Here is a 20,608-nt window from a genome sequence, read left to right as displayed (position 1 = left end):
GTTGGGCGGCTCGCCGTGGGCGGCCGGGCGCGCGGCAGCGGTCAGGCCGCGCGCTGGAGGCGTCTGTGGTCGACCGGCTCGAAGGCGACCCGGGTGGTCATCTGAGCGAGCCGGGAGGTGACGCGGTCACCGAGGCAGGTACGGAGGTCCTTGATCGGCAGGTTGCTGGTGATCAAGGTCGGGAGCATGTGGTTGTAGCGGCGGTTGATCAGCCGGTAGGTCTGCTCTTCGACGAACTCGGAGCTCTTGGCGGCGCCGAGGTCGTCGAGGATCAGCAGCGGCACCCGGCTGTAGATGGCCAGTACCCGCTCGGCATCGGTGTCCGAGCTCGGCCGCAGTTCGGCGTAGAGGTCGGCGGCGGTGGTGGCGCGCCAGCGCACCCCGATGCCAGCCTGCACGAGGGCGCGTACGGCGCCGTACGCCTCGTGGGTCTTGCCTGCGCCGACGACTCCAGCCATCAGCAGGCTCGGGCCGGTGGCGACCTGGCGGCGGGCGCCCAGGCTCGGGGCGACGGCCTGGACGGCGACCTGCCGCACCCAGTCCAGCACCTGCGGGTGCTCGGCGACCGCGTCGCGGTAGCGCGGCGGCATCCCGGCGGACAGGGCCTCCTCCGGCGAGTACGGCTCCGCGTCGTCCGGGAGGGCGTCGACCGCGTGCTGGTCGATGCCCCGGGCGGCGAGGATCTGGGCCATCCGGTCGAGCACCGAGGGGGCGTCGGCGAGGGTCTGCGGGTCGCGGTGGGTGCGCATCACAGCTCCTCGGCGTAGGCGGCGATGGCGTCGACCGGGTTGGTCCACGCCTGGTGTGCGGGCACGTTAGGCCGGAATCCCGGCCGCGCCAAACCGGCGCCTCCTGCGTTCATGGCGTCGTTGACCAGGCTCGGCAGCCGGGACGGGTGGCCCTGGATCTCGGCGTACCGCCGCAGTCCTGCCCGGACGTGCTCGGCCGCGATGCCCTCGTCCAGCAGGGTCTTGATGACCTTGCCGAGGTGGCCGAGCACGCTGCCCGGCGGACGCTCGGTGCAGGCGGCGACGTACTCGCCGATCAGCTGGTTGGCCGAGACGGTGTCCGCGTCGGGCGCCTGGCGCCCCGTAGGGAAAGAAGATCCAGGATCCAAGATCCTAGATCCAGGCGCCGAGGGCTCCGGGAGGGTTCGGCGAACCTTCGGGGAGCCCTCGGCGAATATCGCCTGACCTGCGGTTTTCCTCTGCATCGGAGCCGTCGCGGGGTGGGCAGTTGCGTCAGCGCCATCGCCAGAATCAAGGCGAGCGGGCGGTGCCGACGAGGGCTCGGGGAGCTGGTCGAGCCCGGCGAGAGCGTTCGCCGAGGGCTCGGCGAACTCGCCGCGAGCACTCGGGGCTTGCTGGTCAACGGTTCCCGCAGCGTCGACGAGGGCGGCCCGCTGGATGCAGGGGCCCTTGCAGACGCCGCACCGCTCCGGCTCGCAGTGCGGGCACGCGGGCAGCCGGGACAGGCTCGGCTTGTCGATCTTCTGGTGGTTGTGCCAGGTCGGATAGTGGAAGTACTTGCGGCCGTCGCAGCCGGTGTACCGGCAGATCGCGCCGACGGCGGCGAGCTGCCGAAGGTGTTCCTCGACGTCCGCCCGGCTGATCTCGTCGCGCAGCGGCCAGATCAGGCCGTAGATGATCGCGGCTTGGTCGCGGTGCCTGCCGTGGTCGTCGGCATGGTTGGTCATGCCGAGGAAGGTGACCATCGCCGGTATGGACACCTCGGCCAGCGTCTCGGAAACCCAGGTCTCCGGCTTGACCGATCGGATGCGAGCCATGTCAGCGGCCCCGACCGGCGAGAGCGAGCTCTGCGGTGTCGAGGTCCAGGGTGTGGGGCAGGCTCCAGTCGGCGTCGGGCCACGTCCGCAGCACCCAGCGGGCGGCGACCTTGGCGGTGACGCGGGTGATGTTGATCGGCTGACCGGCCGTGTCCACTGCGGAGGCATGGGGGTGGGGCCACCGGTGGTTCGGATCAGTCAGGCTGATCCGCAGAATGGCAGCGCCGGGGATTATGTCGTTGAGCTGGGACGCGAGCCGACGGTGACGCTCTCGATCCGGGTGGGCAGTTCCCCTGGGCGTGGCAGGCATGCGATACTCCGTGGCTCGTAGGAGCGCATGCAGCGGTCTCGTGCAAAGAAGTCCCGCTGCGTGCGTGGTTGTGAATCGGCACCCTTCGGGATGCCGGCCCGGCGTCTGGGAGTTGGTAGCTCCCGGGCGCCGGTCTCATTTCCGCTCAGTTCTGGGTCTGTGCAAGCCCCGGTGCGGCTGGGGCCAACCTGCTGGCCCCGCCCGGGCTGCTTGCGGGAGCAGCACCATAGGGGGCACCTGCGCGGCCAGTCCAGAGCGTTTGCCTGGCGCCCCACCAGGGGATTTCCACTGCTGAGCCCGTTTCGGCAGGACCAACGTACACTCCAGTTGCGCCATCGAGTCAACTGCTGTGTCGAGATTTGAGCCTCAGGGGGCGAGGCCACACACTGCAGTGGCTACACTGGTCGTGACGACAGGAGGTGGGCATGATCAACGGAGCAGGGCGAACGTTCGCCGACCGGCTAGACAAGCTGTTCCGGGAGGTTCACCCAAAGGGTCGCGGCCCGTACACGTACGCCGAGGTGGCCAACGCCATCAAGGAGGCCGGCGAAGGCGCCATCACCGCCAGCGGCATCCAGCAACTGCGTACCGGTGCGCGAAGCAACCCCAAGATGGCCACCATCAAGGCCCTCGCCGACTTCTTCGGCGTGCCCGCCGGCTACTTCTTCGACGATGAGGTGGCCGAGCGCACCGCCGCCGAGATCCAGCTCGTCGCCGCGATGCGGGACCAGCAGATCGCGACGGTCGCCCTTCGGTCCGCCGGCCTTTCCACCGCGAGCCTCAAGATGGTGCACACCGTCATCGAGCAGGCCCGAGTGCTGGAAGGGCTCCCGTCCGACGATCTTCCAGGCGTCGACCTGAGCGAATAGCCGCTCAGTCCATGCGCATAAGGATCATGAGTCGCACAGTGGTCCGCCGAAGCGGCGCGAGGACCATCATCCGGACCGCGATCTCCTGCTCGCCGTGATACGGCAGCCGAAGCCGCCGAATGTCGCCGTCCGGATGATGAATCAGCTCCGCGTGCTCCCACATCTCCCGCGCCTCCGGGCTGCCTTGGAGAATTTCGCGCGCAACCTGCTGGAGATCCGCCTTTTCAGGATCCTGGAGGCAGGCGTACCGCAACTGAGCAAGCATCGGGCCGGCCCAGTCCTCTGCCCACCGGACGAGCTGAACGCGCGCCTCCGGGTACAGGAAAGCCCACTTCATGACATTGGGCTCGTAAGGGATCCAGGGAAACCACTCGATTTGGGGCTGGTTGTGCCCAAAGACGTTCCACGCCTCATCCGACAGATAGGCGGGATTGGGCAGTTGGTTATCCAGCAGTTGCTGCATCCCCTCGTCGAGGATCTTGACCGCTTCGGCGTCGACGGCTGGGCGCTGGCGGGGCGGGTGCCCCACAGTCCTCAGATACAGCACCTCGCGCTCCGCCTCGGACAGCCTCAATGCCAGGGCGAGCCGGTCGAGAAAGTCCGGACTAAAGTTCGCTTGGCGCCCCAGCTCCAGCTCGCGATACCAGCGATCAGTCACGCCGGTGAGCCAGGCAACGTCCATCTGAGACAGCCCCGAGCCGCGCCGGCCCTCACGGACCAGCCCCGGAATTCGTCGAGGATCCACGCGCGCACGCCACGAACGCAGAAGCTCACTCAGAGACTGCGCGGGATCATCATGCAGACCCGACCCGATTCCCGGATTATCCACAGCCGAGAGCTTATTCCTCCGCTCTCGATTTCCAGGCTCCTCCGATGTCGTGGCGCAACTCACAGATCAACTGACATTTTGTCAGAACATCTGATTTGCACTTCGCTCGCTACTCAGCGCATGCGAATGTTTAACGTTCCACCGCCTGCCACCGCTGGAATGCAACGGGCGTAGACCGCCATGGTTAAGGGTCGACTACGCCCAGCAATCGATGTGCGGCGCATCTCGCGCGCCAAGATCGGCGAGGTGATCTGGCGGCGCCTCGTCACGATGCGTAAGCGGAAGCATGATTTCCCGGAAGCGTCACTTCCTCTTAACGCCCGGCATGGTTAGAGCGCAGGTTCGAGTGTCCTCCGGCGCAGAGCCGTGACGGGCTGCCTGCCCCCACCTGTCGTCGTCAGCGCGTGTACGGGAGAGCACCATGTCGGGTCGTTCTGTTCTGGTCATCGGCGGAAGCCGCGGGATCGGTCTTGAGGTCGCTCGCCAGATGGCCGACCACGGAGACCAGGTGGCGGTCACCTCCCGGTCCGGCGAGGCTCCTGCGGGGCTGTTCGCCGTGAAGTGCGACGTGACGTCGCCCGCAGATGTCGAGCAGGCGTTCGCGGCAGTGGAAGCCGAGCACGGCCCGGTCGAGGCGGTCGTCGTCAACGCTGGCGTCACCCGCGACACCCTCCTTCTCCGCATGTCAGAGGACGACTGGGCTGCGGCCATCGAGACCAACCTGACCGGGGCCTTCCGATGTGCCAAGCGAGCCCTGCGCTCGATGCTGCGCGCACGGCGAGGCGGCAGGCTGGTGTTCATCTCGTCGGCGGTTGCGCTTGCGGGCGAGGCCGGCCAAGCCAACTACGCCGCGTCCAAGGCCGGCCTGATCGGGTTCGCCCGCTCCGTGGCTCGGGAGTACGGCAGCAGGGGCATTACCTCGAACGTGGTGGCCCCTGGGCTCACGGCGACCGATATGACCGCCGTCCTGGGCCAGGAGCGGCTCGACGAGATCGTCACCCGGGTTCCGCTGGGCCGAATCGCCCAGCCCAGCGAGATCGCGGCGGCGGTCCGCTTCGTGGCAAGCACCGAGGCCGGCTACATCACGGGGGCGGTCATCCCGGTCGACGGCGGCGCCGCCATGGGGCACTGACGCTCCACCGCTTCCCTGACGCGGGATACAACTCCCGCACCCTGCTGATCGCCCGACCACGTCCTGTACGGCTTCCCCAACAGGCTCGTCTTCTTCCAGGGGTGACCATGGACAGCAGCCAGCTCCGAGCTGCATGCGAGCAGCGCCTCGCCCTCCTCGAACTGCCCCATCGCTTTGGCACCCAGCAACTCCGCGAAGCGGTAGCCACCCTGCGGGGCAAGCCGATCGTCTTCCGCCAACTCCCGGCAGACACCGGCAACTCCACGCCGTGCGGCATCCGAGTCGAGACGCCGTCGGCCGACCTGCTCTTCGTCGAGCAGGGCACATCCGCCGCGCACCAGATGCACATCCTGGCGCACGAGATCAGCCACATCCTCTGCGACCACCCGGGTTCCCTGGCTCTGGGCGACGGCGTCGCCGAGAGCATCGGGTTCAACCCGACACTCGCGCTGCGGATGTCGGGCCGTACCACCTACACCACGGCAGACGAGCGCGAGGCCGAACTCCTGGCCACGCTCATCCGCCAGCGCGCCTACCGCGAGAGGCTCCACCCATCGCCTCGTCCGGCTCGAGCCGACGAGCGCTGGGACGCCATCTTCTCCTGACCCTTCCAAGGAACTCACGTGATCAGCGCCATCTTCGGCGGGATGCCCATCCTCCTGCTGGCAGCTTCCCTCTACTGGGCGCTCAGACGCCGAGCTGGCCAGCGCCCGGCCGGCACAATGAGCATGTCCGCCTTCCTCGCCTGCTTCGCCGTTGCATTCAGCGCCTACGCTCCGGTGGTTCGCAAGCTGGAGGACTCAATCGCGATCGACTTCTCCCGGCTGGTGAGCAACTCCGCGACCCTTTCCGCGGCAGCGAGTGTGACCTCGGTCCTGCTCTTCCTCAATTACCCCGCTGCGGAGGCCCGCCGCCGGCTCCGGATCCGTCTCCGGCTCCTGGCCCTGGCCGTCGCGACGATGACAGCGGCTTTCGCGCTCACGCCGCCCTCCCTCGTGTGGAGCGCTTCCGAGCGTCAAGGCTCCCTCGACGAAGCCCCCGTCACCCTGCACCTGTATTCGCTGGCCTACATCTGCTTCCTCGCCTACGCGATCTTCGACTGCCTTGCCCAGACCTGGACCCGGTCGCGCACCGCCACTCGCACCAGCCAGCGAGTCGGGCTTCGCACCACCGCCGTCGGCTGCGTCTTCGCTCTCGTCTACACGACGTACAAGACGATCAATGCCGTTGCAGCGACCCTCGGTTGGGAAGCGATCCCCGGGCATGACCGCTGCACGAGCCTGATCACTCCGGTGAACTGTGCCTTCGCTGTCACCGCTCCAGCAGTCAGCGTGCTGCTCATCACCTTGGGCTTGACCCTCCCGGCGCTCCTCTGGCCGCTGACGCGCTACCTCCAGCAGCGCTGGGAGCTTCGGTCGCTCGCCGACCTCGAGCCGCTCTGGCTCGACCTCACCGCCGCGATGCCCGGGCTCGTCCTCCAACCGGACGCCGCCACGGCCGAAGCCGACTTCCTCCTGCAGCGCCGAGTCGTTGAGATCAGCGACGCCGTCCTCACTCTCCGGCCCTACCGGTCGCTCGCGGTCCAGCAGGCGGCAACCCGAGAAGTGGAACGCCATGGACTCGTCGACGCGGCCGAGGGCCGTGCAGTGGTCGAGGCTGCCGTGCTGGCCGTCGCCCTGCGGACGATGGTCGGCGGTGGCTGCCCCGAACCCGATCGTGCTCCGCAGGCGCCCGGCACTGAGGCCCGCGCGGGAGACCTCCGCGCCGAGACCGCCTGGCTACGCTCGGTCGCGCGGGCCTACGCCGCGAGCAGCATCGTCCGATCCGTACGACAGCCCTCCTTGGTTCCCGAGACCGCGAACGGATGACCATGAGCAGTCCCTTCCAGGACCCCGACTTCCTCCGGGATCCGTACCCGACGTACGAGGCGCTCCGGCGCAACGGCGCTGTACAGAAGCTCCCAGGCACCGGACACAAGGCCGGCTACGTGGTGACCGGCTACAGCGAGGCGAAGCAGGCGCTCGCCGATCCTGGACTGTCGAAGGACACGGCGCGCTTCTTCGCGGGCAAGGAGACCGGCCGCAGCCTCCACCCTGCCGTTTCGCAGAACATGCTGGCCACGGATCCGCCGGACCACACCAGACTGCGGCGCCTCGTCACGAAGGCCTTTACTACCGGTGCCGTCGATCGCCTGCGCCCGTACATTGTCGACCTCGCCGACGAGCTGCTCGAATCGTGGATGCTCGGAGACCAGGTCGACATCATCGAGAGCCTCGCCATCCCGCTGCCTGTCACCGTGATCTGCCAGCTCCTCGGCGTCCCGGCTGCCGACCGGGACCGCGTTCGGGCGTGGTCGAGGGACCTGTTTACCGCCGGCGACCCCCAGCGGATCGACACCGCCTCCCACGCCCTCGCCGAATTCACGGCCGAGCTGGTCTCGGCCAAGCGCCGCTCCCCGGACGATGCGCTGCTGTCCGCCCTGGTCGCTGTCCGGGACAGCGACGGCGACCAGCTAACCGAGCAGGAGCTGGTCTCGTTGGCGGTGCTGCTCCTGGTCGCCGGACACGAGACAACCACCGCCGCGATCGGCAATGCCGTCCTGGCACTCCTTCAGCACCCCGACCAGCTAGAGCTTCTGCGGTCGGACCCGAACCGAATCGAGAGCGCGGTCGACGAGCTCCTGCGTTACGACTCCGCCGTCGCCATCGCCACCTGGCGCTGGGCTCCCGAACCGGTCCGAGTAGGCGAGACGGACATTCCGGCAGGCAGCCCAGTGTTCGTCAGCCCGGGCGCCGCCAACCGCGACCCCGCCCGGTTCGCAGACCCGGATCGGCTCGACCTGGGGCGGGAGGATGCCCGCACACACCTGACCTTCGGCCACGGCATCCACCGCTGCCTCGGCGCACCGCTCGCGCACGCTGAGGTGGCGACCGCAGTACGTGTGCTGCTCGCCCACTTCCCCAACCTTCGACTAGCTGAGCCCGCCGACCAGCTCCGCTGGCGGCACTCGCGGCTCGTCCGCGGGCTGGAATCGCTCCCCGTCCTTCTGTAAGCCAGCGGCTTCTGCGTAGCGGAGCGCTGCTCTGCGTGGGTATCCGGCAATGGCTGATCTGCCGACAGCTTCCGCGAGATGGACATGCAGTCGCACGAGACTGTCGGCGGTCACGCCTTTCCCCACGATCTACATGGTCAGCGTCACGTAATTCCGCACGGTCACGTTTCCCCATGGGGACGGCGGTTGCCAGTGGATGCCCAAGGGCAGGAGAGGCCCAACCTCGCTTCCCCTGTCGTTCACATGAACAGCGGGTCGACCGGCGGCCATGGGTAGCCCAGTTGCTCGGCATCATGCGAACCTCCCCAGACCTCGGCGGTGGCACGGGGATCGCCTGCGGTCAGCCGCGCTTCAAGGTGCTCGGCCTGGTCCGATGGGTCGTCTGCGGAGATCGGGAGGGTCATCCCGAACTGGAGCCAGGGCCGATCCGCATCGGCCCGATTACGGGGATGCATCAGGACGACGTGGATTCGATCGGGTTCCTTGCGGGAGGCCCAGACGCCTTCCAACTCGCAGTCCCACCTGACCAGCCAGTCCCCGCGTCCCCTCAGCCCCGCCTCAAGCAGCCGCGCAACCGCTCCTGCCGGCCACTCCCAACCGCGGTCCTCCCCGGCTCGCAGGACCTCGGCCTCGTACTGACCCGCGGTGAACCGAAGCTCCGGCAGGTCGAAGTCCTGATTGGCCGGGTCACGCCAGCCCTCCCAGACGATATGCTCCCCGTCACGCCTGACCGTCATGTACAGGGCACCACAGCACATCTCCACGCCACACCCGGACCAAGCGAGACGAACCTCGTGGGGCGTCACAGTGGCATGCAACGGCCCGTCCCGGCCCAACAGATACCGGGGGCCTACTCCCAGGTACCGGGAGCCTCCCACGCCACCGGGGAACACGTCGGCCAGAAGATCCCGGCCATTGACGATCGGGCGGACCTCCACGCCGCCCTCGCCCGGCGGTGGGCAGATGATGCGCAGACCGAGAAGGTCCGGTTCTATGGTCATCGGCCGATGACCGCGGAGCCAGCGGCAGCTGTCATGCGAATTCGCGGTGCCTCTGCTCAGGGCGGTAGTTCGGGCCGCCTTTGGGCACGCTGGCCTCCGAACACCGCTCTGGAACGACGGGATGACAGCCTGGGGAATTACGCCCCCGGGCGGCAAGTAGTACCGTCGCCTCGAAGAAGCTGCACTGCCCCAGGCCCACTTGCTCATGGCCCGAAGAGCCTCATGGAGCGGGCATTCTCCTCAAAACCGAGCGAGCGGTATAGCTGCTCACCGTCAGCGCTCGCGGTAAGGCTGACCAGCCCGCATCCCTGCTCCCAGAACCAGGCAAGAAGCCTGACCGTGACGGCCCGACCATGCCCTTGGCGGCGGTACCCCGGTTCCGTCAGAACAAGATGTACGTACCCTGTTCGCCCGCTGTATGTCGGTCCAGGTGGCGCCTGGTAGATGGTTCCGAGCGCGGCCGAGATGAGTTGTCCAGTCGGCCCGTAGACGACGAATCCGGCCATGCCCTCGGCGCGGGTAAGCCCATCCTCCAGGTAGGCGGTGAGGTTCTCGAACCACCGGCCTGTCGGGGGCGCCTTGATCATCTCTGCGCGAAGGCGGGCTATCGGAAGCGCGTCTTCGCCTGTCGCTCTCCGTACATCCACATCGGCTCGTCCTTCGATCGGGTGACCTCGCGATACGCCTCTGGACGCCCGGGGGCGCGGCCCCTGTCCACCATCAGGTCAACATCGATCACGGTGAACGGCAACTCGAACCCACCGGCGCCGCTACCGTGTTCGCATGACTGTTGCCCCTTCGCCCGTCCGCGTCCGCTTCGCTCCGAGCCCTACTGGCATGTTCCACGTCGGTGGCGCCCGCTCGGCTCTCTACAACTGGGCGACCGCACGACAGCGCGGCGGCACGTTCGTCCTGCGGATCGAGGACACCGATGCGGCCCGCAACCGCGAGGAGTGGACCGAGGGGATCATCAGCGCGCTTGCGTCCATCGGCATCTCGAAGGCGGACCCCACGTTCGAAGGCCCCTACTTCCAGTCGGAGAACGAGACCCGGCACCGCGAGGCCGCCGCCGGACTGTACGAGGCCGGCCTCGCGTACTACTGCGACTGCACGCGCGAGCAGGTGACCGAGCGCACCGGTTCCCAGCAGCTCGGCTACGACGGGTTCTGCCGCGAACGCGGCCTGGGCTTCGAAGCCGGCCGGGCCCTGCGCTTCCGCACCCCTGACGAGGGGGTCACCGTGGTGGTCGACCTGATCCGCGGCAATCCCGAGTTCCCCAACGCCGCCATCGAGGACTTCGTGATCGCCAGGGGCGACGGCAGCCCGGTCTTCCTGCTGGCCAACGTGGTCGACGACCTCGACGAGGGCATCACCCAGGTGATCCGCGGCGAGGAACACCTCTCGAACACCCCTAAGCAGCAGCTGCTGTGGCGCGCTCTGGGCGCCGAGCCCCCGGTGTGGGCGCACCTGCCGGTCATCGTGAACGAGAAGCGGCAGAAGCTCTCCAAGCGGCGCGACAAGGTGGCGTTGGAGGACTACCTGGCCGAGGGCTACCTGCCGGAGGCGATGGTCAACTACCTGATGCTGCTGGGTTGGGGCCCGAAGGACGACGTCGAGATCCGTCCGTACGCCGAGCTGGAACAGCTGTTCCGCGTGGAGGACGTGAACGGCTCCTCGGCGTTCTTCGACGTCAAGAAGCTGGCCTCGTTCAACGGCGAGTACCTTCGGGCACTTCCGGTGGACGAGTTCGTGGCGGCGTGCGCGCCGTGGGTGTCCGCGCCTCGGGTCCCGTGGTCGGCGGAGGCGTTCGATCCGGCGCAGTTCGCCGCCGTGGCCGGCCTGGCGCAGACGCGGATCTCGGTGCTGTCGGAGATCACCGCGTACGTCGACTTCCTGTTCCTGGACGAGCCGGTGCGCGACGAGGCCTCGTGGGCGAAGGCGATGAAGGAGGGGTCGGCGGACCTGCTTCGGGAAGCGCGGCGGCGGCTGGCCGAGGCCGTGTGGGAGACGGCCTCGCTCAAGGCGGTTTTGGAGGAGACGGCGGCCGCCTTCGGGTTGAAGCTGGGCAAGGCCCAGGCTCCGGTCCGGGTGGCAGTGACCGGCCGGACGGTGGGGCTGCCGCTGTTCGAGTCGTTGGAGGTGCTCGGCCGCGAGCGGACCCTGGTGCGCCTGGACAAGGCTCTGGCCGAGCTGGCGTGATGCCCGGGGGCCCGCACGCCCTGGTGGTGGGTGTGCGGGCCTTGCTCGTCTTCCGGTTGCTCAGCGCAGGTCGACGAGGCGGTGTTCGGTTCCCTCCGGTTCGGCGGGCATCGACCACAGCGGGCAGACCGGGATCGTGGTGCGGTCGCAGTCGCTGCTGACCAGGGTCTTCTGCAAGTGGTCGTAGGCCGCGCAGCCGCCTCCGCAGGTGGAACTGTGCGGGCAGGTGCGGCAGTTCGCGGAGATGGTGTTGACGAGGGTGAGTTCGCTGATGCCGTCTTGGAGGCGGGGGTGGATCGCCCCGTTGCGGAACTCGCCGTAGTGAAGGTCGGTGTCGAAGAACGCCGAGCAGATGTACACCCGGCCGTCGGGGAAAATCGCGAGGCGTTCGAGGTTGCGGGCGGTACAGCCGCCGTATCCGGCGGCCCGCAGAGCCGGGAACTGATCGGCGGTGGCGAACGCGGGCGGGTAGAAGACGCGCACGCGGCGGCCAGCGGCGGCTTCGCGGATCTGGGCGCACAGCTCCACCCATTCGGCCGGCGGGATCTGGAAGTGGGGCTTGTCCAGACCCAGGCCGGTGGGGGTGAAGTAGTGGAAGGAGAGCATCTCCAGGCCGATGGAGTCGGCGAGGTCGATGGCGTCGAACACGTCGGCCCGGTTCGCGGTGGTGACGGTGAAGATGGCGCGGGTCTGGAAGCCGTCGGCGACGGCGCGCTTCATGCTCGTGAGTAGGGGCCGCCAGGTCTTCTCGCCGCGCATCTGCTCGTGCGTCTCCTGGCGGGCACCGTCCAGGGAGAACGAGAAGGAGTCGAGGCGGCCCCGCAGCAGCGGCCAGGTCTTCGGGGCGATGAGGCCGTTGGAGGTCAGGACAGCCTTGTACCCCTGAGCCTTGCAGATGTCGAGGATGTCACCGAACTGGGGGTGGGTGGTCGGCTCGCCGCCCAGCAGGTAGACCTTGTACTGGCCGTAGGCGACCCGGAGGCTGGACAGGATGTCCTCGACCATGGCGGGGGTCATACGCCGCTCGGCATCGAGGCGGTCGCCCATGTAGCAGTGCTTGCAGCGCAGTTGGCACTTCTCGGTGATGTAGAGGAACAGGAACGGTTCCTTGGCCGCAGTGGCGTGCGCGGCGGCGTGCGCGAGGGTGTCGGTCACGGTGATCGTCTCCTTTCTCAGCGCAGGGCGTGCAGCGAGTCGTCTTCGCGGGCGCCCCAGGCGGAGACCGTCCACAGGATGCACAGCGGTGTGGTGTCGCGGTCGCAGGAGTAGAAGCCGTCGTCCTGGTAGGCGGGGATCTGGGAGTAGGCGGGGCAGCCGCCGCCGCAGGTGTCGGTGTTGGGGCAGCCGGTGCACACCGGGTCGGCGGTGAGGTAGGCGTTGAGTTCGTTGTTCGGGTCGGGGTTCAGGACGAGCCGGTCGCCGTCGAAGGTGGCGTAGTGCCGGCCGTTGTCCATGAAGACGGGGCAGGCGAAGACGGTGCCGTCGGGGTAGACGTGCGGGCGGTCGAGGGTGCGGGCGGGGCAGCCGGGGTAGCCGCGGTCGAACCATGCCGCCTGGTCGTCGGCCTTGACGAAGGTCGGCGGGTAGTAGACGGCCAGGCGCGGCTCGGGCGGGAAGGCTTCGATCTCGGCGCAGAAGTCCATCCACTCGGTGGGGTTGAGCGGTTGGAGGAAGCGGGCGCCGTTCCCGGTCTTGCCGAGGTTGTGGTAGCTGAGGGTGTGGGCGCCGAGTTCGGCGAGGAAGGGGATGAGGTCGAGGGCCCGTTCGCGATTGGTCTGCGAGACGGTGCACATCACGCGGACCTGGTAGCCGAGTTCGCGCGCCTGGCGGATGTGGCGGATGACCTTGTCGTAGTTGGTGGGGTTGCCGCGGATCTTGCGGTGAATGCGCGGGTCGGCGGACTCCAGGGAGAAGTTGAAGCTGTTCAGGGTGCTCGGCGGGATCTTGTCGAACAGGTCGTCGTCGAAGTCGCCGTTGCTGCTGATAGTGACCTGGTAGCCGCGCTTGCGGCCCTCGCTGACGATGGCGGGCAGCTCGGGGTGCATGGTGGGCTCGCCGCCGAGGAGGTAGAGCTTGTCGTGGCCTCCGGTGATCCGGAAGTAGTCCATGATCTTGACGGCGGTCTCGACGCTCATGGTGTTGGCGGCGTTGAGGCGGTCGTTGCCCACGTAGCAGGTCTTGCAGCGCAGGCTGCAGGCGGTGGTGGGGTAGAGGAAGACGAACCGTTCGCGGGTCTGGCGGTAGATCGGCAGCCGCGGGGTGGGCATGCCGAGGGAGACGGTGGTCATCGGTGTCCTTCCGGTTCTGTGTGGAGGAAGGCGAGGCACTGGGCGGTCAGGGAGGCCGCCAGGGTGGTGTCGGCGGCGACGGGCAGCGGGCAGCCGATACCGTCCAGAGCTGGCGAAGTGACGGGGGCAGCCTGGTGCAGGGCTGCGGATCGGGCAGGCAACTCGGTCCCGAACCAGCGCTCCAGGCCGATTCCGACAGGGGTGTCGGTCCATGCGTCGGTGGCGTCTCTGGACAGCCACAGGCCAGCGAGCCGCTGTTGCGGGCTGCCGGGGGGCAGGCGCAACCGGCCCTTGTGCTCTTGGATCCGGGGCATCGGCCAGGCGGAGAAGTAGGCCGCGGCCCGGGCTTCGAGCGCCGGCAGCAGGCCCGCCGGGTCGTGGACGGCGGTCTTCGGGTCGATGAGGAACTTGAAAACCACGTCACCCTTGCGGAACACCGACAGCGGACAGTCGGCGAGGTAGCAGGCGGACCGCTGAACGGCCGGCACCGCCGCGATGCAGTTTTCCGTGAAGGCAAGCAGGGTGCTCAGGGTGTCGATGGTGAGGATTTCTCCGCAGTGGTCGAAGTCGAGGCCGGCGGCCAAGTGGACGTCGCGCAGACGCTCGGCGAAGAGCCGCTCCCGGTCGTGGTCGCTGCGGGCGGTAACGACGAACAGGTCGATGTCGCTGGCCTGCTTGTTGCTGCCGCGTGCGTACGAGCCACCGACGAACGAGCACAGGAGGTCGTCGCCGAAGATCTCAACGGCGGCTCGGCTGGCCTCCATGACGGCCTGGGTGGCGGTCATGCAGTCTGCCCAGTAGTGCGGCCGGGGTGGCCGGTGATGGCCTCGGCCGCAACGAGGCCGCCGATCGCGGCCTGGAGGATGCCCTGGGCCAGCCCGGTGCAGTCGCCGGCCGCGTACAGACCGGGAGCCGTGGTCTCGAGGCCGTCGGTGAGCTTCAGCTCGTCCCAGAGGTTCTCCAGCTCGAGGCCGATCACGGCGACCTGGGACGCGGTGGGACCGGTCAGGGCACCGCCGGTGAAGTAGGCCATCAGGTCTTCGAAGGCGCTGCACAGAGCAGTGTGGATGTCTTGGGGCAGCATGCCCGCGAGGTCGGCGACCTGGTAGTCGCGCAGCGAGGGGTGGAAGCCGCTGAGCTTGGCGAACTGCTCAAGTTCGGTGCAGGTGAGAACACGGCTGCGGAAGTCGGGGTACCACTGGAGGACGGGCTTTCCCGGCCGGTCGGTCCTCAGCGCCCGGTACGGCATGAGGAGGTTCTCGTCGACCCAGGCGGAGGTGCGCGGGGTGCCGTCAGGGGCCCGGAGCTGTGCAAGGAGGGCGAAGTTCGCAGTGCTGCCTGTCTTCGTTTCAGGGATGACGTGGCCGTCGAGGAGGGTGTGGTCGCCGTAGTCCGTGAACTTGATTCGGCCGCCACCCGGACCGGCGCAGTAGCAGAACGTCTTGATCTTCACGCCGTTGGTGACGATGGTGGTCTTGAAGTCCTCGTGGATGTCGGAACCGCGCCGTAGGAGTGCAGTCGGGGCCTCGAAGCGGACCCCCACGGAGGGAGCGGGCGCGGAGTACGAGAGCCCGATTCGCCGAAGAGTCTGCTGCCACCAGCGTTGGCCGCGCCGACCGACCGCGACGACCACCGAGCTCGCCTGCACGGTCTCGCTGGTGCCGGACTGCCCGACTATCTCGGCCTGCCACCCGTGTCCGAGCGGACGGAGGGAGGTGACCTGTGTCTGCATCCGTAACTCGGTGCCCGGGGCAGCTGTGATGCGGCGGTGAAGCCGTTCGATCAACGTGCGGACCTGCTGCGCGCTGAGCGAGGCCACCGGGTAGTCCTTGACGTCGAACGGTCCGGCGACCGTGCGGGCTCCGCGAAAGGCAGGCTGCACCGGACCGCACAGCCGCCACACCGCCCGGTCGGCGAGGGCCTCGGCGCGGTCGGCGCCGAGGAGTTCGGCCAGCCGCCGGCCGCTGGGGAACTGCGAGAGCTTGACCCCGTCTCCGTAGTGGATCGAGCCGCCGAAGCCGGAGATCACGTTGCAGATGCCCTTGCAGCCGTTGCAGGACCGCATGAGGTCCACCGGGCAGGTGCGACGCTGGTAAGGGCGGCCGGCGTCAACCAGCAGCACCCGTACTCCGTTCTCAGCGAGGCGATCGGCGGCGAGCAGCCCAGCGGGGCCGGCGCCGACCACCAGCGTGTCGATGATCGTGGTCAACTGCGGCCTCCGTAGTGGCTCTCGATCCAGGAGGAGGCAGCGCGAGCGGCCTCGACGGCCGGTCGGTTGGCGTCCTCGATGAGGTCGGTGACGGCTGGGTGATGCAGGTGCTGGTAGTTCGAGCGCTCATGCAGGACGGGCGTCGCGCACAGGTCGACGACCAGCCGACGGGCGGCGGCGTCCACAAGGCGTGCGATGTGGTCGCGGTACTGTGGCGTGAGCCCGGACGTCGCGAGCACCAGGTCGAAGCCGCTCTCCCGTACGGTGTCGGGCAGGTCCGCGATCCGTAGAACGGTCGTTCTGGCGGACCCGGACCGCAGGATCCGGCGAAGCTTCTTGGGGCTGCGGGTCAGGAGGAAGACACGGCGATCGTCGCCGAGTTCATGAGCGATGGCTTGTGCGAGCATGCCTCCCCCGACGACGACCAGGTTGGGCGGGTGTGCGGTCGACGCGTCCAGGAGGGTTCGGGCGAGGTCGCGGTAGTCGAGTCGGGCTCGGAGGCCGAACCCTCGCCGCGCCTGACTGGCGAGCAGGAGCGCCTCTGCCCCCACCGGCCGGAGAGGATGGTCAGTGGGCAACCGGTCGAAGGCCGCGTGGACCTGCTGGAAGACGAACTGCTCCCCGAGGATCAGGGACATCGTGCCGGCGGCGATCTGAGCCAGCCGGGAAGCGGCGGCCTCGTGGCCGGTGATCCTTCGACTGAACCGGATCGAGAGCGGCGCGGTGGCCGCCATCGCGGGTTCCGCCTCGTACCACTCGACACGGTGGCAGGTACGCAGCAACAACCCGGTCGTCGAATCCGTACCGACGACGCCGTCCAGCTGCTGAAACGATGCTCCGAGCTCCCCCAGCGAGTGGGTGGTGGCGTCGTTGTAGGCGCACCATGCGATCCGGCCTATGGCAACTGCCGAGCTGATCCTGTCATCGCGTGGTGGATCAGCGGTCTGGGCCATGAGTACCTCCTCAGTTCCAGTGGTCTGGCGCCGGCAAGAAGCGCCGTCGATGTACGGGGCCCCGCGGGCAGCCATGGCGGGACCGCTGGGTGCCCGGCGATGCGAAGTGGTGTTACCGCGTCCTATCTCTGGCGCTCGGCTCCATCCAGCGTGAGACGGACGCACTTTCCCGTGAGCAGGGGCAGAATTCGAGGCTCGCGGCCAGTACGGAAAGCACGTGGAGCCCCGCCACGGTCCCGCCGTCTGACAGTTCTTTGCCGATCCGGACCAGCAATCAGTCGATGCAGCACTTTGCCGCCGCGCTTCTCGCTGGCGGGCTGGTCGCGGTATGAGCCACCCTGCGGGCGTCGCCAAGGCAGGCCCTCTACGCCCTCGATCTCAGCACCGCAGTATGGCTGGGGCGCCCGGTAGCGACCCCGACCGACTGGAAGCGTGGCGTTCCTCCCGGACGGTGCCGTGACCTTCGGCACTCGGCCGATCCGAAGGACACCATCCCGCGATTCGACGCCAACAAGTGGAAGGCGTTCCTGTTAGAACTCGAAGACGGCGAGTTCGACGCCGACATGGGCCGTGCTCTGGCCTCCGTGCCAGCACTACTCGCAATGGCTGGCGCATCGCCGACGGTGTCGGTCTGCTGAGACAAGCGCGCTGCCCGTCAGGGAACCGGGGAGGCGCGTGCTCCGGCGCCAGCGGCTAAGCGCTTACTCAAGCGTTGGCCAGCCAGAGGCCCTTGTACTGGATCTTGGGGTGCCGGTGGTTTCTTGTGGTAGTGCCGGCCGGGGTGTAGCCGCAGGACCGCAGCAGGTCCTGCGTTGTGGTCTGGTCTCGTTCCTCGTTGTAGACGCCGATGATCAGTCGGCCGCCAGGGGCGACGACGTGGTCCAGTAGATGGGCGACGTAAGCGCCGCGCAGGTCCGTCGGCACGTAGTCCAGGCCGGTGCGGACGGCATCGAAGCGATGCGGAGGCTTCCAGCCCATCGCGTTGGCGGTCCGAATCCGATGCGCCCACTGCGGGCAGCGGGTTCGGGCGAGGTGGGCGAGGACCATGGAGATCTCCACCCCATAGGGCTCGATGACGATCCCTACTTCAGCCGCCCAGTTGGTCAGGCTCTCCATCAGGTGGCCGTTGGCGCATCCGACGTCGAGGAACGTCCCGCCGTGGGGCGGGAGCAGGTCGACGAGCAGGCCGCGGGCTTCTCGCCACCGGGTCTCGTCGCCACTGTGGCCGGACTGGGCCCGCGGGTTGTCGCCGTTGAGGTATGCCGGTTCGATGACGTCCAGGACGGCGGAGTGCCACTCGGTGGCCGTGATCTCGCCCGCCTGGTAGGCGTCGTCGATGGGCGCAAGATCGCGCCAGCCTCGCTCCTTCGAGCTCGCGATGTCCTCGGAGTCGTGACCGCCCGGTGGGCGCGCGGTGGGGTCCATGCGTACTCCTTCCCTGTTCGCTGACTTTGGTGCCTTGCAGTCAGGGTGACGTTCAGCCCCCTTGAAGAGCCTGGATCAGCCGCGTGGCCTCCCGCTGCGCCGGCCCCGTTCGCGGGTCATTCGTGCCAGCGTGCGGTCCGACGATCTTCGCCAGCACGAACAACTGCATCACCATCCCGTCGCGGCCCTCAAGGTCTGCCCGGCGTTCCCTCCTCACCCGGTCCGCGAGCGCTGGTACGGCGAGGGAGGCGGCATACAGCGACGCCGAGTCGAGTCCGCGGGGCGCCATTCCCCAGTCCTCCCAGTCGAACATGCAGAACTCGCCTGGGCCCGTGACGTTTGCCCAGTTCAGATCCGCGTGCGCCGGGCACCAGTGGTCCACGCCCGTGTTCACTGTCTCCGGGAAGGCGGCCCGGATCGTGTCGTCGACCAGCTGCTGCGTGATCCGTTCGGTGTCCGGGGTCGCCACCCGGGTCGTACGCTGACCGGCCAGCGCTGCCAGCGAGGCGTTCAGCGGACCCCACCACGCATCCGGCAGCGTCGGATCGGCGGCCGCGATTGCCGAACCGACCGGGCGGTCCGGCAGCAGCGAGGTCTCGTCCGCCTGCCAGATCGCTCCGTCGTCTGGGTCCTGCCATGCTGCCGAGCTGGACCAACGTGGCATCGCCACGCCGACCAACACCGCTGCGGCTTCGACCCCGCCCCAGCCCTGTTCCTGGGCTCGCGCCCATGGGCGTCGTTCAACCCGGACCCAGCTGCCGCGGTCGGTGCGGGCTCCGACTGTCCGGCGCTTGCGCACCATGCTGGTCCGGTCCAGCCCCGTGCCGAGGCGCTGCTCCACCTGGTCCAGGACGTGATGGACGGGCTCCTGCCGGAGGTCCATGGTCTACCGGACGAGGTCGGGGGCGGTGCCCTGCGGCGGGGTGACCCCGGTCAGCTCACGTGCCTGGTCAGCGAGGAGAGGGGCAAGTTCTGGGTAGTACCCCCGATCAACAGCCTGGAGCATCTCTGCGAGAGCGATCAGCTGACCGACACGTCCGGCAGGAGTGTCGAGGATGTCGGCGAACTCCGCGCGGATGCGGTCCGCGACCTCGGGCACGAGGAGGCTGCTGACCCACAGGACTGCGGGATCGTAGCCGACCGGCACCAGCCCCCAGCGTTCCCAGTCGAGGATCTTGAGCGGCCCGGTGGTCAAGTTGGCCCACTGCAGATCACCGTGCCCGGTGGTCCGCTCGACCTCGGCCGGGGCCGGGATGCCGAGGTACTTCGGGAAGACCTCTTCAACCCACGTCTGGCGCAGAGTGATCTTCGCACTGGGTGCTTCCGCGATGCCGGCCAGCGCGTCCTTCAGCGCGGTCCACCAGCCGTCGTCCAGGCCAGGGTCGTCGCGAAGATCCGGCGTGGAGGAGACCGCGGGACCTACCAGGTCAAAGACGTCGGCCTGGTAGAACCAGCCGGCCTCGGTCCAATCAACGGTGTCGTGGAGCCGGGGCCGCGGGACGGACGCGGGGATGAGCTGCTCCGCGCCGAGGGCACCCTGGCCGGTCGGCCGGGGCGCCCGGTGGCGGCTGCTTCTGGAGACGCGGAGCCAGATGCCCTCGGCCCGGCGACCGACGGTGGTTCCGGAGGTACCGAAGACCGGTGGTTCGGTGCACACGAGGCCGAGGAACGCGGCGGCCTTCTGGTGTGCTGCCGTCAGGCTGTGCCGGGTGTCGTCATCCGGCTGAAAGGGCATCAAGCACCGTCCTGAGTCGCTTGTCGGGGATCGGTTCGGCGAGGGCCGTCCTGGCATCGTCCCAGTGCCGACGGGTGCTGGTCGAGGTGAGGACGACGTCCAGCGCCGGGCACGCTCCGATGACCTGGAACGCGGCGGCGTGCGGGGTCGATCCCGGCGCGATGAGGTTCACCAGTTCGGGTGTCATCAGGCCCGGCAGTTCACCGCCGTGTAGTGGGGCGGACGCGAACGTGGTGATTCCGGCGTCGCGCGCGTGGATCAGCGGCCCGCCACCGTCGAGGGCCAGGGCGAGAGGCTCGGCCATGACGAGGCTGACCGGCATCTGCACGCCAACAAGGTGGTGGTCCGTTGATCCGGCGGCGTCCCGGGCGAGCCCGGCCAGCTCGGCGACGGTGAACGCCTGCTCGGTGAAGCCGGACCAGGTGGCGACGCCGTAGCCCCCGATGCGGCCAGCGTCCGCGAGTTCTTCCAGCACCGCGAATGCGGCCCCGAGGTTGTGGTGCAGCTGCTTCCGGCTGTGGCTCGATCGCTCGGGGTTGTGGACGAACACGAGGTCGGCACGGCCGAGAACGGCGAGCGATTCCTCCGTCTGGGCGCGGACGTCCGCAGGAGCGAGGCTGTGGCGGCCGCCCGGGTGGAAGCCGGTCTTCGTCGTCACCTTGGCGTTCGGGTGCTCGGCGAGGACGGGGGCGAGGTCACGGTGTGCCTGGCCGTGGGCGTAGTTGGGGGCGGTGTCGATCCATCGGGCTCCGGCTGTGAGGACGGTGCGCGCCGCGTCGGCGGCGGCGCGCACTCGGTAGGTCCCCAGGCCGAGAACCGG

General features: G+C 68.5%; 21 protein-coding genes. 6 read left to right on the top strand and 15 right to left on the bottom strand.

Annotated features, from left to right (window positions below):
- Window positions 1-41 precede the first annotated feature (41 nt).
- Genes ACZ5GH_RS26910 through ACZ5GH_RS26900 form a run of 3 tightly spaced genes read right to left on the bottom strand, consistent with a single transcriptional unit; the run spans window position 42 to window position 1,943 of the window.
- A complete protein-coding gene (locus ACZ5GH_RS26910; RefSeq protein ID WP_464335457.1) occupies window positions 42-749 on the bottom strand; it encodes an ATP-binding protein in 708 nt (235 codons plus the stop codon).
- Window positions 749-1,786: a hypothetical protein gene (locus tag ACZ5GH_RS26905; RefSeq protein ID WP_464335456.1), complete on the bottom strand. Its 1,038-nt coding sequence runs from the start codon at window positions 1,784-1,786 to the stop codon at window positions 749-751. Before ACZ5GH_RS26905 ends, ACZ5GH_RS26910 begins: the two co-directional genes overlap by 1 nt.
- 1 nt (window position 1,787) lies before the next feature.
- The gene (locus tag ACZ5GH_RS26900) at window positions 1,788-1,943 is read right to left on the bottom strand and encodes a hypothetical protein (protein ID WP_464335455.1); all 156 of its coding nucleotides are present in this window, start codon (window positions 1,941-1,943) and stop codon (window positions 1,788-1,790) included.
- A gap of 578 nt (window positions 1,944-2,521) precedes the next feature.
- Here ACZ5GH_RS26900 and ACZ5GH_RS26895 point away from each other — a divergent pair.
- Complete coding sequence (locus tag ACZ5GH_RS26895; protein ID WP_449808045.1) at window positions 2,522-2,965, top strand: Secondary metabolite protein; 444 nt, start codon at window positions 2,522-2,524, stop codon at window positions 2,963-2,965.
- A gap of 4 nt (window positions 2,966-2,969) precedes the next feature.
- On the opposite strand, the gene ACZ5GH_RS26890 is transcribed toward ACZ5GH_RS26895, so the two are convergent.
- Window positions 2,970-3,794, bottom strand: a complete 825-nt coding sequence (locus ACZ5GH_RS26890) for an MmyB family transcriptional regulator (protein ID WP_464335454.1) — start codon at window positions 3,792-3,794, stop codon at window positions 2,970-2,972.
- A 421-nt stretch (window positions 3,795-4,215) separates the two neighbouring features.
- Here ACZ5GH_RS26890 and ACZ5GH_RS26885 point away from each other — a divergent pair, with 421 nt between their 5' ends.
- From ACZ5GH_RS26885 to ACZ5GH_RS26870, 4 genes are all read left to right on the top strand, one after another.
- Entirely contained in the window at window positions 4,216-4,926 is a 711-nt protein-coding gene (locus ACZ5GH_RS26885) for an SDR family oxidoreductase (protein WP_464335453.1), read from the top strand.
- 107 nt (window positions 4,927-5,033) lie between these two features.
- The gene (locus tag ACZ5GH_RS26880) at window positions 5,034-5,531 is read left to right on the top strand and encodes a regulator component (protein ID WP_464335452.1); all 498 of its coding nucleotides are present in this window, start codon (window positions 5,034-5,036) and stop codon (window positions 5,529-5,531) included.
- An 18-nt stretch (window positions 5,532-5,549) separates the two neighbouring features.
- Complete coding sequence (locus tag ACZ5GH_RS26875) at window positions 5,550-6,794, top strand: MAB_1171c family putative transporter (protein ID WP_464335451.1); 1,245 nt, start codon at window positions 5,550-5,552, stop codon at window positions 6,792-6,794.
- A 2-nt stretch (window positions 6,795-6,796) separates the two neighbouring features.
- On the top strand, window positions 6,797-7,978 hold the full coding sequence (locus ACZ5GH_RS26870; protein WP_464335450.1) for a cytochrome P450 family protein: 1,182 nt from the start codon (window positions 6,797-6,799) through the stop codon (window positions 7,976-7,978).
- 239 nt (window positions 7,979-8,217) lie between these two features.
- Here the strand turns inward: ACZ5GH_RS26870 and ACZ5GH_RS26865 are convergent, their stop codons facing one another.
- Entirely contained in the window at window positions 8,218-8,979 is a 762-nt protein-coding gene (locus tag ACZ5GH_RS26865) for a hypothetical protein (protein ID WP_464335449.1), read from the bottom strand.
- Between the two features lie 203 nt (window positions 8,980-9,182).
- Window positions 9,183-9,566, bottom strand: coding sequence for a GNAT family N-acetyltransferase (locus ACZ5GH_RS26860; protein WP_464335448.1), 384 nt, complete (start codon window positions 9,564-9,566; stop codon window positions 9,183-9,185).
- A gap of 250 nt (window positions 9,567-9,816) precedes the next feature.
- Here ACZ5GH_RS26860 and gltX point away from each other — a divergent pair, with 250 nt between their 5' ends.
- Entirely contained in the window at window positions 9,817-11,178 is a 1,362-nt protein-coding gene (gene gltX / locus ACZ5GH_RS26855) for a glutamate--tRNA ligase (protein ID WP_464336879.1), read from the top strand.
- Between the two features lie 60 nt (window positions 11,179-11,238).
- Here gltX and ACZ5GH_RS26850 read toward each other — a convergent pair whose 3' ends face one another.
- The 9 genes from ACZ5GH_RS26850 to ACZ5GH_RS26810 form a co-directional block, all read right to left on the bottom strand.
- Window positions 11,239-12,333: a radical SAM protein gene (locus ACZ5GH_RS26850; protein WP_464335447.1), complete on the bottom strand. Its 1,095-nt coding sequence runs from the start codon at window positions 12,331-12,333 to the stop codon at window positions 11,239-11,241.
- Between the two features lie 17 nt (window positions 12,334-12,350).
- Entirely contained in the window at window positions 12,351-13,466 is a 1,116-nt protein-coding gene (locus ACZ5GH_RS26845; RefSeq protein WP_464335446.1) for a radical SAM/SPASM domain-containing protein, read from the bottom strand.
- Entirely contained in the window at window positions 13,463-14,251 is a 789-nt protein-coding gene (locus ACZ5GH_RS26840; RefSeq protein ID WP_464335445.1) for a nucleotidyltransferase domain-containing protein, read from the bottom strand. Before ACZ5GH_RS26840 ends, ACZ5GH_RS26845 begins: the two co-directional genes overlap by 4 nt.
- On the bottom strand, window positions 14,248-15,675 hold the full coding sequence (locus ACZ5GH_RS26835) for an FAD-dependent monooxygenase (protein WP_464335444.1): 1,428 nt from the start codon (window positions 15,673-15,675) through the stop codon (window positions 14,248-14,250). The genes ACZ5GH_RS26840 and ACZ5GH_RS26835 overlap by 4 nt, the downstream gene beginning before the upstream one ends.
- On the bottom strand, window positions 15,672-16,628 hold the full coding sequence (locus ACZ5GH_RS26830) for a Rossmann-fold NAD(P)-binding domain-containing protein (RefSeq protein ID WP_464335443.1): 957 nt from the start codon (window positions 16,626-16,628) through the stop codon (window positions 15,672-15,674). Before ACZ5GH_RS26830 ends, ACZ5GH_RS26835 begins: the two co-directional genes overlap by 4 nt.
- A gap of 705 nt (window positions 16,629-17,333) precedes the next feature.
- Window positions 17,334-18,053, bottom strand: coding sequence for a class I SAM-dependent methyltransferase (locus tag ACZ5GH_RS26825; protein WP_464335442.1), 720 nt, complete (start codon window positions 18,051-18,053; stop codon window positions 17,334-17,336).
- Between the two features lie 52 nt (window positions 18,054-18,105).
- On the bottom strand, window positions 18,106-18,936 hold the full coding sequence (locus ACZ5GH_RS26820; RefSeq protein WP_464335441.1) for a hypothetical protein: 831 nt from the start codon (window positions 18,934-18,936) through the stop codon (window positions 18,106-18,108).
- 3 nt (window positions 18,937-18,939) lie between these two features.
- Complete coding sequence (locus ACZ5GH_RS26815; RefSeq protein WP_464335440.1) at window positions 18,940-19,788, bottom strand: hypothetical protein; 849 nt, start codon at window positions 19,786-19,788, stop codon at window positions 18,940-18,942.
- Window positions 19,769-20,581, bottom strand: a complete 813-nt coding sequence (locus ACZ5GH_RS26810; protein ID WP_464336878.1) for an aldo/keto reductase — start codon at window positions 20,579-20,581, stop codon at window positions 19,769-19,771. Before ACZ5GH_RS26810 ends, ACZ5GH_RS26815 begins: the two co-directional genes overlap by 20 nt.
- Between the last annotated feature and the right edge of the window lie 27 nt (window positions 20,582-20,608).

It is taken from the genome of Kitasatospora sp. Xyl93 (genome assembly GCF_055383135.1).
The sequence above is the reverse complement of the archived record's forward strand: the minus strand, read 5'-3'. Positions and strand labels throughout refer to the sequence as shown.